The sequence below is a fragment of the Corallococcus sp. 4LFB genome (assembly GCF_046520365.1).
Classification (GTDB): domain Bacteria; phylum Myxococcota; class Myxococcia; order Myxococcales; family Myxococcaceae; genus Corallococcus; species Corallococcus caeni.
Genome location: NZ_JBKGHJ010000263.1, coordinates 1 through 11,849, shown reverse-complemented (window position 1 = coordinate 11,849; position 11,849 = coordinate 1). Strand labels below are relative to the sequence as shown.

9 protein-coding genes and 2 pseudogenes are annotated in these 11,849 nt (G+C 70.6%); 7 read left to right on the top strand and 4 right to left on the bottom strand.

Annotation, left to right across the window (positions count from 1 at the left end):
• A pseudogene (locus ACLEQD_RS25405) lies at positions 1-263 on the top strand (cellulose synthase); the annotation flags it as partial.
• Between the two features lie 15 nt (positions 264-278).
• Here the strand turns inward: ACLEQD_RS25405 and ACLEQD_RS25400 are convergent.
• The 4 genes from ACLEQD_RS25400 to ACLEQD_RS25385 form a co-directional block, all read right to left on the bottom strand.
• Positions 279-770, bottom strand: coding sequence for a hypothetical protein (locus ACLEQD_RS25400; protein ID WP_410387495.1), 492 nt, complete (start codon positions 768-770; stop codon positions 279-281).
• Between the two features lies 1 nt (position 771).
• Positions 772-2,109 (bottom strand): cyclic nucleotide-binding domain-containing protein, encoded by a 1,338-nt coding sequence (locus ACLEQD_RS25395; protein WP_410387493.1) that lies wholly within the window; start codon positions 2,107-2,109, stop codon positions 772-774.
• Positions 2,110-2,211: 102 nt separating this feature from the next.
• Entirely contained in the window at positions 2,212-3,423 is a 1,212-nt protein-coding gene (locus ACLEQD_RS25390; protein ID WP_410387491.1) for a hypothetical protein, read from the bottom strand.
• A gap of 14 nt (positions 3,424-3,437) precedes the next feature.
• On the bottom strand, positions 3,438-4,160 hold the full coding sequence (locus ACLEQD_RS25385) for an FHA domain-containing protein (RefSeq protein WP_410387489.1): 723 nt from the start codon (positions 4,158-4,160) through the stop codon (positions 3,438-3,440).
• Positions 4,161-4,448: 288 nt separating this feature from the next.
• On the opposite strand from ACLEQD_RS25385, the gene ACLEQD_RS25380 reads away from it, so the two are divergent.
• From ACLEQD_RS25380 to ACLEQD_RS25355, 6 genes and pseudogenes are all read left to right on the top strand, one after another.
• The gene (locus ACLEQD_RS25380) at positions 4,449-5,930 is read left to right on the top strand and encodes a TldD/PmbA family protein (RefSeq protein ID WP_410387487.1); all 1,482 of its coding nucleotides are present in this window, start codon (positions 4,449-4,451) and stop codon (positions 5,928-5,930) included.
• A 7-nt stretch (positions 5,931-5,937) separates the two neighbouring features.
• Positions 5,938-7,284 carry a TldD/PmbA family protein gene (locus ACLEQD_RS25375; protein ID WP_410387485.1) on the top strand — a complete coding sequence of 449 codons (1,347 nt, stop codon included), beginning with the start codon at positions 5,938-5,940 and terminating at the stop codon, positions 7,282-7,284.
• Positions 7,285-7,345: 61 nt separating this feature from the next.
• Entirely contained in the window at positions 7,346-8,356 is a 1,011-nt protein-coding gene (locus ACLEQD_RS25370; RefSeq protein WP_410387484.1) for a ParB N-terminal domain-containing protein, read from the top strand.
• A 47-nt stretch (positions 8,357-8,403) separates the two neighbouring features.
• Positions 8,404-9,819, top strand: a complete 1,416-nt coding sequence (locus tag ACLEQD_RS25365; protein ID WP_410387482.1) for a sigma-54-dependent transcriptional regulator — start codon at positions 8,404-8,406, stop codon at positions 9,817-9,819.
• 200 nt (positions 9,820-10,019) lie between these two features.
• Entirely contained in the window at positions 10,020-10,934 is a 915-nt protein-coding gene (gspC, locus tag ACLEQD_RS25360; protein WP_410387480.1) for a type II secretion system protein GspC, read from the top strand.
• A 28-nt stretch (positions 10,935-10,962) separates the two neighbouring features.
• Positions 10,963-11,849: pseudogene (locus tag ACLEQD_RS25355) on the top strand (type II secretion system protein GspD); the annotation flags it as partial.

Below are 11,849 nucleotides of genomic sequence, written 5' to 3'. Positions count from 1 at the left end.
CCGCCGTGGCCCCGGACACCGGCGCGGGCAGCATGCCGGAGGCGTACGCGGCGCTGGGCGAGCTGCTCTTCGCCCAGGGCGAGTTCGCCGCCGGATGCCAGCAGCACTACTTCGCGCTCGTGCGCGCCCGCGCGCAGGGCACGCCGGTGGAGCAGCTGGCCACGCGCGCCAACGACATCAAGAAGCGCCTGGAGACCAGCGGCCAGCCCGCCATGGCCAAGGCCTGGCTCAACGAGGCCGGGCCGCTCTTCCAGCCGCAGTAACAGCTCCGACGACGGCTAGAGCAGCTCCGAGGGGTCCAACCGGCGCTGCTTCGCCTTCACCACGCGCCACTCCCCGTCGGGCTCCTTCTCGAAGGTGCCCTCGATGGAATAGGCGTTGAGGACACTCTGCTTCGCCAGGTCCTCCAGCTTGTCCGCCTGCGAGCGGCCGAAGATGAAGCGCGCCTGGAAGTCACCCTGGGTGGGCGACACCTCGTGCACGTCGATGTCGGTGGTGAAGATGCGGACCCACTGGCCCCGCAGCACCTGCGCGGTCAGGATGCCGCGCACGTCCTGCTTGCTCCAGCCTTCCGCCGTCTTGAAGCGCTCGGACACGCCCTCCATCACCTCGCCGACGTTCTTCTCCTCCGCCGAGCGCGTCATCGCGATGATGCGCCGGGTGACGGCGTCCTTCACGCCCGGCTCCTCACGCGGCCAGAAGAACAGCACGAGCGCCGCGGCGGCCACCGCCGCCATGCCGCTCAGCACCCGGGAGCGAGTCAGCACCATCTCAGGCGGCCCCGGTCTCCGGCTCCAGCATCATGTCGTCCGCGTCGATGATCTCCAGCGGACGCAGCGCCTCGCCAATCTGCTTCAGCCGCCGGTCGGACAGCTGCTCCAGGTACGTGCGGATGTTGGGGAAGGTCATCACCAGCTCCTGGAAGGCCTCGCGCTTGAGCCACCCCGCCGCCGTCTTGCGCGCCACCGTCACCGTGGCCGTGGCCCGCAGGCCCGTGAGGAGCGAAATCTCTCCCGCCACGTCGCCCTCGCGCAGCACGCCCAGCGTCACCATTCCGCCTGCCGGGTCCTCCTTCTGCACCGTCATCTCACCGGCCAGCACCAGGAAGAGGCCCTGGGAGTACTCGCCCTCCACCAGGACCTTCTCCCCGGGCTGGAGCGCGCGGAAGGTGAAGCGCTGGAAGAAGGCGCCCCGCTCCGACTCCGGCAGCTGCTGGAACAGCGGCGAGTTCGCCATCAGGTTGCGCATCATGCGCTGCTGCGCGAAGTCCGCCAGCAGCTGCGGCACCGCCGGGTGGCTCTTCGCCACCGCGTTGAGGTGCTCGCGGCGGACTTCGAAGACCTCCGAGTCCGACACCGCCGTCACCGTCGCGGTGGGCGGCGCGCCCGTGAGCAGCGCCAGCTCTCCGAAGATGGAGCCGCCGCCCAGGAAGCCCAGGGTGCGGTCCTCGCCGTCCGTCCTGCGCGTCACCTCCGCCTTGCCGGCGACGAGCACGTGCAGGTGGTCGTCCGGCTCGCCCTCGCGGCTGATGACCTCCTCCGGCTTGATGGTGCGCCACACCATGCGCCCCACCAGGTCCACGAACGCGTCCCGGTCCAGGTCCGCGAACAGCGGCAGGGGCGGACGGCTCTGCGGATCCGCGTTGCCCCCGGTGTCCGGCGCGGCCAGCACTTCAATGGCGCGGTTGGACAGCTCCTCGCCCACCAGCCCCATCAGGTCCGTGTCCACCTTGCCGTCGTACAGGTGCTCCGGCGGCAGGGGCGGCGGCACGGCGGCGCGGCCCGGGGCGCTGCGCGCGGCGCGCGAGTGCACGCGGAAGAGCGTCTCCTTCAGGCGCCGCTCGTTCGGCGACAGCTCCAGGGCCAGCTTGCACGCGGCCATGGCGCTCAGCAGGTAGTCGCGGCGCAGCAGCCCCTCCGCGCACGCGTGGTACGCGGTGACGGCGCGCTCGCGCTCGCCCAGCTCCGCCAGACACCGGGACGCCAGCATGCGCGAGCGGTGGTCCGCGGGCACGCGGCGAACGGCCTCCGCGAAGACAGCGAGGGCGCGCTCGAACTGGCGCTCCTCGAACAGGTCCATGCCCAGCTCACGCAACGACGACTCGCTCATCCAGTGTCTCCAGACCGCTCACGACGACAGGGGTGACAGCAATCCATGAGGAGGCCGCCCGCCCCAGCCCACGCGCGGCGGCCCCCGGCTTCACGCTTCGCGCTACGAACCGTCGGCCTTCTGCAGCTCGCGCAGCGCCATCTCCGCCTTGCGCTTCACGTCCGCGCCCTCCGCGGACGCCTCGATGACGATCTTGAACTGCTCCTTCGCCATGGCGGGGTCGCGGTCGCGAGCGATGTACGCCGACAGGTACAGCTCCTCCACCTTCTTCTGCAGCGCGTCCAGGCCGTCGCGGGCGCGCGAGTCACCCGGGTTGAGGCGCAGCGCCTCGCGGAAGCTGCGGCCCGCCTGCGGGAACTCCTTGCGCTTGAAGGCCGCCTGCCCCGCGGCCACGGACGCGGACGCCAGCTCGTTGTCCAGCGTGTCCCCCAGCGAGCCCGCGAAGCCGATCTGCCGGTACACGTCCGCCGCGCGGCGCAGCGGCTTCACGGACGCCTCCAGCGAGTTGTTCTCGTACTTCCGCTGGCCCTCCTCGAAGGCGGAGCGGAACTGGGGGATGAGCTTCTTCAGGTTGCGCGCGCGGGCCTGGATGTCCGCCTCGCCGCGGTACTTGTCCATCACCCGGTCCACCTCCAGCGTCGCGCGCTGGAAGTCCCCGCCGTTGAAGCGGCGCTCCACGTCCTGGAAGGCCTCCGCCACGAACTCCGCGCGGCGCTGCTTGGCGTTCTCCGCCGCCACCGCCTGCCGGATGCCGGCCTGCCGCGCGGCCTGCGCCGCCTCCCGGGCGAGCAGCGCCTCCAGCTCCTTGAGCTTCTCTTCGTAGAGGGAGCGCGTGCTCTGCGGCAGCTCCGCGATGAGGGTGCGCGCGTCGTCCGGCCGGCGCTCCGTCAGCGCCGCCTCCACGAGCCCGAGCGTGTACGCCTGCTCCCGCGACTCCAGCTCCTCCTCCAGCTTCTTGCGCTCCTCGTCCGTGCGCGCGGTGCCCTGCGGCGTGGCGGTCAGCTTCGCCCGGGCGTCCGTGTAGCGGTTCTCCGCCATCAGCCCGCGGACCGCCTGGAACGAGTCCAGGATGTCCTGCAGCTGCTGCGCCGCCTTGGCCACGCCGTCCACGTCGATGCCCACGCGCAGCTTCTCCGCCTCCTGGGCGAAGCGCACCGCGTCCGGGTATTCGCCGTCGCGCACCTTGTCGCGCGCGCGCTGCATCAGCTCCTGGGCGCGCACCTGGTCGGGGTCCACCGGCGGCTTGGGCGGCGGCTTGTTCCCGCCGGACATCACCAGGCCCGCGATGAGCAGCAGCAGGACCAGGCCGCCCACGGCCGCGCCCACCTTCATCTTGAAGGTCGGCCGGAAGCCCTCGCGCGCCGGCGAGCGCACCGGGCGCGGGCGGGCACGCCCGTCTTGCGCGCCTTCTCGTCGCGCATGAGGTCCGCGAGCTTGTAGTTCGCGTTGGTCTTCTCATCCAGGCGCGGGTCCTTCTTCTCCTCCTTCTTCTCCTCCCGCTTCTCCTCCGCCTCGCCGGACTCCGCCTTGGCGCGCATCTCCTTGATGAGCTCGCCCTCGTCCACGAAGCGCAGGCGCGTCTTGCCCACGGAGATCTCATCCCCGTGCTTGAGGATGCACTCGTCGACCTTCTGGTCGTTCACCTGGGTGCCGGAGATGCCGCCCAGGTCGCGCATCACCACGCCGCTCTCGCCGTAGACGAGTTCCAGGTGGCGGCGGGACACCGTCTGGTCGCCCAGGGCGAAGTCGCAGTCCTTGCTGCGCCCCACCACCATCCGCACGCCCTTGAAGCGCTTCTTGCGTCCCTTGTCGACGCCGTCCAGCACCAGCATCATCACCGGCGGGCCGGCGCGCGTCGTCTCGGAGTTGTCCTCGTCCTCGGCGGGCTCCTCCTCCGCCTCCGGACGCAGGTTCTCGATGGAGGCCACCCGCGTCTCGCCGGTGCGCGAGCGCACGGGCTCCGCGTCGCCATACAGCTCCGGGTCGCCTCCGTCCTGGCTGTCCTCACCCGACTCGGGCGCGGACCAGTCTTCATCCGGCACGGCGGTCACGCGGCGCGAGCCGCCTCCCGCGGGAGCTTTGGGTCGGCGATCCGCCGTCGCGCCCCCGGCCGAACGGCCGGTACCCGAACGCGATGACGGTGATGGACGGCGAGGAGGCATGGGTGGGTCCAGGTTGAAGCGGCCAGCATCTTAGAGCGCTCACCGCACGGTGGGAATGCGCTCCCACCGTTCCTTTCAGGGAAGACGGGCCCGTTCCGGTTCGTTGGCCCGCACGCCATCCCGTCTCCGATGTAGGTTTCCTCCATTCCCGCTTCCTCCAGCGCCACGAGCCCCGCCATGCCCCGAGTCCTCGCGTCCTCCCGGCGCGCCCGTCCCGCCCAGCTCGCCCCTCCGGCGGCACGGCAGGCGGCCGCCTCCCCGCTCCTGCCCCCGGGTCTGCTGGAGCGTCTGCTGGCGGAAGCCATGGGCCGGGGCGCGGACTTCGCGGAGGTGTACGTGGAGCGCACGTCCACCACCGCAGTGGTGCTGGAAGAGGAGCGCATCCGCAGCGCGCAGGTGGGCCTGGTGCAGGGCGTGGGCGTGCGGGTCATCGCCGGGGCCAAGGTGGGGTACGCCTATTCCGACGACTGGGACGACGCCGCGCTCGTCCGCGCCGCGCGCACCGCGGCGATGATTGCCCAGGGCGGCGGCTCCGAGCGCGCCTACCCCGTCAAGCGCGTGCCGGTGCCCAGCCATTACCGCGTCGCCCAGCCGCTGGAGGACGTGGCGGTGGCGCGCAAGACGGCGCTGCTCACCCGCGCCAACGCCGCCGCCCGCGCCTTCGACTCGCGCATCCAGCAGGTGAACGCGTCCTACGTGGATCAGACGCGGCGCATCGCGGTGGCCAACACCTCCGGCCGCTTCAGCGAGGACACGCAGGACCAGTCCCGCATGAGCGTGCACGTGGTGGCGCTGGGCAAGGGCGGCGAGCGGCGCACGGGCATGTACGGCAGCGGCGGCCGGGTGTCCTTCAGCTACTGGGACGGCGTGACGCCGGAGTCCGTGGCGGAGGAGGCCGCGCGGCAGGCCATCGCCACGCTGGGCGCGGTGGACTGCGTGGCGGGGCCGCAGACGGTGGTGCTGGCGCCGGGCTGGAGCGGCATCCTCCTGCACGAAGCGGTGGGCCACGGCCTGGAGGCGGACTTCATCCGCAAGGGCACCTCGCTGTTCGCGGGCAAGCTGGGGGAGAAGGTGGCCTCCGACCTGGTGACGGTCATCGACGACGGCACGGTGTCCAGCGCGCGCGGGTCCATCAACATCGACGACGAGGGCGTGCCGGGCGAGCGCAAGGTCCTCATCGAGAACGGCGTCCTCAAGGGCTACCTCTATGATCAGCTCAACGCGAAGCTGATGAACCAGCGCTCCACGGGCAGCGGCCGGCGCGACTCGTTCCGGAGCCTGCCCCTGCCGCGCATGACGAACACCTTCCTGGCGCCCGGGGACCACGCGCCGGAGGACATCCTCAAGGAGGTGAAGCGCGGGCTGTACTGCGCCACCTTCGGCGGCGGTCAGGTGGACATCAGCAACGGCAACTTCGTCTTCGAGGTCAGCGAGGCCTACCAGATTGAAGACGGCAAGCTGGGCCGCCCGGTGAAGAACGCCATCCTGATTGGCGTGGGGCCGGAGGCGCTGAAGAACATCAGCCGCGTGGGCTGCGACCCCATGCCGGACCCCGGCATGGGCGTCTGCGTGAAGGACGGGCAGATGCTGCCCGTGGGGGTGGGCCTGCCCACCGTGCGCATCGACAACGTCACCGTGGGCGGAACGAAGGTCGGCTGAGGACACCGTGAACTACGAACAGCTCGCGAAGAAGATCGTCCAGCGCGCCGTGAAGAAGGGCGCGAAGCAGGCGGAGGCGTACCTGGAGGTGGGCCGCCAGAGCAGCGTGCGCGTCCGCGAAGGCCAGATTGAGGACCTCACGGAGGCCACCAGCAAGGGCGTGGGCGTGCGGGTCATCGTGAAGGACCGGCTGGGCTTCGCGTACACGTCCGACTTCACCACCGCCGGCCTGGAGCGCGTGGTGGACCTGGCCGTGCAACTGGCGGAGGCCGCCGCGCCCAGCAAGCTCAACGGCCTGCCCGGCGCGAAGGACCTGGGCAAGCGCGGGGACACCGGCGCCCTCTTCGACCCGAAGGTCGCGAACCTGCCCGGCGACTGGAAGATCAACGCGGCGCTGGAGGCCGAGCGCGCGGGCCGGGCCGAGGACGCGCGCGTGGCCACGTTCGACTCCGTGTCCGCGGGCGACTTCGTGGCGGAGGTGTACCTCGCGTCCAGCGAGGGCGCGTCCGGCGGCTACTCCGGCACGTACGTGTACCTGGTCGCGGTGCCGGTGGCGTCGCAGGACGGGCAGCTCCAGACGGGCTACTGGCTGGACTACAAGCGCTTCCTGGACGACCTGGAGTCGCCCGAGTCCATCGGCCGCGAGGCCACGAAGCGCGCCGTGCGCATGCTGGGCGCGAAGCCGGTGAAGACGCAGCAGGTGCCGGTGGTGTTCGACCCGCTGGTGGCCGCGAGCTTCGTGAACAACCTGTCCCAGGCCGCCAACGGCAACGCCGTGTACCAGCAGTCCAGCGTGCTCGCGCCCCACGTGGGCAAGCGGCTGGCCGGCAAGCACGTCTCCCTGGTGGACGACGGCCTGTTGCCCCGGGGCCTGGCCACCGCGCCCTTCGACGGCGAGGGCGTCCCCACCCGCCGCACGCCCATCATTGATCAGGGCGTGCTGTCCGGCTTCCTCTACGACGCCTTCACCGCGCGCAAGGCGAAGGCGCGCACCACGGGCAACGCGTCGCGCGGCTACAGCGCGCTGCCGGGCATCGGCACCACGAACCTCTACCTGGAGAAGGGCACGAAGACGCCGGAGGAGCTCATCCGGGAGGTGCCCCAGGGCCTCTACGTCACCGCCCTCCTGGGCCACGGCGCGGATCCGGTGTCCGGGGACATGTCCTGCGGGGCCAATGGCCTCTGGATTGAGAACGGTGAGCTGACGCACCCGGTGCAGGAGGTCACCGTCGCGGGCCACCTCCTCCAGATGTTGAAGGACGTGGACGCGTTGGGCAGCGACCTCCAGTTCCGCGGCGGCAGCGTGGGCGCGCCCACTGTCCGCTTCCGACAGCTCACCGTGTCGGGCGCGTAGTCAGCCCCGTCCGGTCGCCTACGCTGGCGGGCCTCTTCCTCACGGTACGAGGTCCGTCCGCATGGCCGCGAAGTCCGCCCGCAAGTCCGCCCCCGCGAAGTCGAAGTCGGCCACGCCGCGCAAGCCGCGCCGCAAGAAGGCCGAACCGAAATCGCGGGGCCTGGGCCCCCACGAGGTGGCGAGCGAGGCCGTGGCCTTCCCCGACGCCCTCCTCCAGGCGGTGCGCGAGGACGGCGGCGAGGTGCTCTCCGTCTACCGGGATCCGCTGGGCGGCCACCCCGTCGTCTTCGCGGTGCTCCCCATCGACAAGGTGGAGCCCACGCCCTACCAGCGCGACCTGTCCGAGCCCCACGTCAAGCGGCTGGCCACCGCGATGGAGCGGTTGGACCGCTTCCTGGACCCCGTCATCGCCGTGCGCGTGGAGGGCCGCTACTGGACGCCCAACGGCAACCACCGCCTCAACGCCAGCAAGCTGCTGGGCGCGAAGTCCATCGTCGCGCTGCTGCTGCCCGAGGAGGACGTGGCCTATCAAATCCTGGCCCTCAACACGGAGAAGGCCCACAACCTGAAGGAGCGCTCGCTGGAGGTCATCCGCATGGCGCGCGGCCTGGTGGGCGCGAACCGCCCGGGCAAGGAGTCCGCCTTCGCCCACCTCTTCGAGGAGCCCTCCTTCCTCACCCTGGGCGCCGCCTACGAGAAGCGCCCCCGCTTCTCCGCGGGCGCCTACCACCCCTTCGTCAAGGTGGTGGACGGCTTCCAGGACGTGCCGCTGCCCCAGGCCGTGGCCGTGCGCGACGCCCAGGCGGAGCGGCTGCTGGAGCTGGATGACGCGGTGGTGGCCATCGTCTCCGCCCTCAAGGAGCGCGGCCTCCAGAGCCCCTACCTCAAGAACTTCGTCGTCGCCCGGCTCAACTTCCTGCGCTTCCGCAAGGACGGCCCCCCTCCCACCTTCGACGCCACCGTGAGCCGCATGCTGGCCAGCGCCCGGCGCTTCAACGTGGACAAGGTGCGCCGCGAGGACATTGGCCGCATGGGCGGCGGCCCCCTGGAGCCCGACGAAGAGGGGGCCTGAAGGGAATGGGGATTGCAGGGCGGTGTTGAGAGAGGCCCCGTACTCCCATGACATCTCCCACGGTCCTGGTCGTCGACGACGACCGCGCCAACCTTGATTCCGTCGCCCGCATCTTCCAGCGGGAAGGCTTCGCCACGCTGACCGCCGCGCAGGGCACGGAGGCGCTGGAGCTACTCCGGCGCCCCGAGGTCAGCGTCATGGTCACCGACCTGATGATGCCCGGCATGGACGGCCAGGAGCTGCTCAAGGCCAGCCGCGCCATCCGCCCGGACGTGGAGGTGGTGCTGATGACCGCCTACGGCACGGTGGAGACGGCCGTGGCGGCCATGAAGGACGGCGCCTACGACTTCATCACCAAGCCCCTCAAGCGCCACGCCCTGGTGAAGGCCGTGCAGAAGGCGCTGGAGAAGCAGGCGCTCGTCCAGGAGAACACCTCCCTCAAGGCGAAGCTCGCGGAGATAAATCCCGCCGGCGGCCGCGCCATGGTGGGCCAGTCCCCCGCCTTCCGCGCCATGCTGGACACCATCCGCCAGGCGGCGCCCTCCACCGCCACCGTGCTGCTGCTGGGTGAATCCGGCACCGGCAAGGAGCTGGCCGCCCGCGCCCTGCACGAGCACTCCGCCCGGGCGAAGCAGTCCTTCATCGCCGTCAACTGCGGCGCCATCCCGGAGAGCATCCTGGAGGCGGAGCTCTTCGGCGTGGAGCGCGGCGCGTACACCGGCGCCGTCACCCGGCGCGAGGGCCGCTTCGAGCGCGCCCACGGCGGCACGCTCTTTTTGGACGAGGTGGGCGAGATGCCCCTCTCCGCGCAGGTGAAGCTCCTGCGCGTGCTCCAGGAGGGAGAGCTGGAGCGGCTGGGCGGCACGCAGACCGTGAAGGTGGACGTGCGGCTCGTCGCCGCCACCAACAAGGACCTGCAGAAGGAGGTCGCCGAAGGCCGCTTCCGCGAGGACCTCTACTACCGCCTGCATGTGGTGGAGATCCGCGTGCCCGCGCTCGCCTCGCGCCGCGAGGACATCCCGCTCCTGGCGGAGGCCTTCCTGCGCCGCTTCTCCGCGAAGAACGGCAAGGTGCTGCGCGGCTTCTCCCCGGACGCGCTGAACGTGCTGGAGAACTACGCTTGGCCCGGCAACGTGCGCGAGCTGGAGCACGCCGTGGAGCGCGCCGTGGTGCTGGCCCGCACGGACGTGCTGGAGGCCAGCGACCTGCCGGAGTCCGTGCGCAAGGGGCCGCTGGGCTCCGCCGGTCAGCTCGTCATCCCCATCGGGACGCCCATGGAGGAGATTGAACGGCGCGTCATCCACGAGACCCTGCGCCACACCCGGGGGGACAAGACGCTCGCCGCCCGCCTGCTGGGCATCGCCGCGCGCACCATCTACCGCAAGCTCGAGCGCGAGCAGGGGGGCCCGGACGCGCCCCCGGCCGCCCCCTCGGGGCCCTCCTCCCCCACCAGCGCGGACTGACAGGCCGTCACACCGGCCCCCGCCTGCTTTTGACAATTTGTCCCGACGTCCTGTCCCGGCCGCCCAGCTGGCCGGGGCCCCGTCCTATTCCGAAATAATTTCAAGGACTTGGCCGTAAGTCGTGGGTTTGACGCCGGCCCAGCGATGGCACCTGCCTTGCTCAAGGTCCCATGTGGGGCTGGCTTTCTCCCGGAAGCGTGATGGAACTCTTCTTTCGCAAGTACTTCTGGAGCGTGAACCTGTTGTTCATCCTGCTCGTCGCCCTCCTGGCGGCGCGCACGGTGAACCTGTTCGTCGAATCCTCCATCTCCCCCGCGCCCGCGTCCGAGGCTCCCGCCCGCGTCGCGCAGCGCACCCACGCCGCGGACAGCGGCCTTGCCAGCCTGGACGCGGAGCGCCTGTCGCGCATCACGGGCGTGAAGCTGCCGGAGCCGGAGGTCGCGGTGAAGGAGCCGACGGCGCCGGAGTTCGACGCCAACGCCCCGCCGGCCAAGAGCGGCCTGCGCGTGAAGCTGCTGGGCACGCTCGTCGCGGCCAACCCGGACTGGTCCTTCGCGTCCATCCAGGACATGACCACCCAGCGGTCGCAGACGTACATGGTCGGCAACAACCTGATGGGCGCCACCATCATGGAGATCGAACGCGAGCGCGTCATCATCAACAACAACGGCCGCCGCGAGTACATCGACGGGCAGCCCGGTGACGGCGCCGTCGCCGCCTACACCCCGCCCCCCACGGCCACGCCCGCCGCCACCCCGACCAACAGCCTGGGCAACGGCATCAGGTCCACGGGGGAGAACGAGTACGAAGTCCCCAAGGCGGAGATCGACAGGACGTTGAGCAACCTCAACGACGTGGCGATGCAGGCGCGCATCGTGCCCGCCTTCAAGGACGGCCAGGCGGTGGGCTTCAAGCTGTTCTCCATCCGCCCTGACAGCATCTATTCGAAGATCGGCGTCCAGAACGGTGACGTCATCCGCCGCATCAACGGCTTCGACATGAACAGCCCCGAAAAGGCGCTGGAGATCTACTCGAAGCTGAAGGACTCCTCCCGCATCGAGATCGAGATCGAGCGCAACGGCGCGCCGATCCGCAAATCCTACAACGTCCGTTAAACACCCCCGTCAAAGCGCCCGCTCCTCCATGAAGACGACGCTCCCGTCCTGGCTGCTCTGTCTGTGCCTCGCGCTCTCCGGCTCCGCGTGGGCCCAGCGCCGTCCCACCCAGCCCGGTACCCCGGCCCGCGCTCCCGCGGCCCAGGGTGAACGCGACCGGACCATCACCCCGCAGGGCAGCGGCAACGCCGCGCCCGCCAACGCGCCGGAGAACCAGGGGCCCCGCCAGGTGCCCACGTGCGAGCAGGCCCGGCGCAACGCGCGCTACGGCATCTACTTCGACAAGGTGGACATCGAGAAGCTCGTCCAGACCGTGTCGGATGCCACCTGCCGCACCTTCATCCTCCCGGAGAACGTGCGCGGGAAGATCTCCATCATCGGCCCGGAGAATGGCCGCGTGGAGGTGGACGCGGACTCGTTCTACTCCGCGTTCCTCGCCGCGCTCGACGCGAACGGGCTGGCCGTCTACCAGTACGGCCGCTTCCTGAAGATCGTCGACAAGCGCTCGGCGAAGCAGAACCCCATCCCGACCATCGTGGACGAGGACACCCCGTACACGACGAACGAGCAGATGGTCACCAAGCTGTTCAAGATCAAGTACGTGGAGGTGGAGCCGCTGCGCGGCGTCCTCCAGCAGCTCGTGTCCAAGGACGGCGACACCATCCCGTACCCGCCGGACACCATCATCATCAACGACGTGGGCTCCAACATCCACCGCCTGGAGCGCCTCATCAACCAGCTGGACAGCCGCTCCTCCAGCGACGAGATGCGCATCATCCAGGTGCAGTACGCCACCGCGCAGGACGTGGCCAACACCATCCAGAAGCTCTTTGAAGCCAAGGCCGGCGCGGGCGGCCGCCCGGGCCAGCGCCCCGGCAACTTCACGCAGGGTCCCCCCGACCAGCCGCCTCCCGG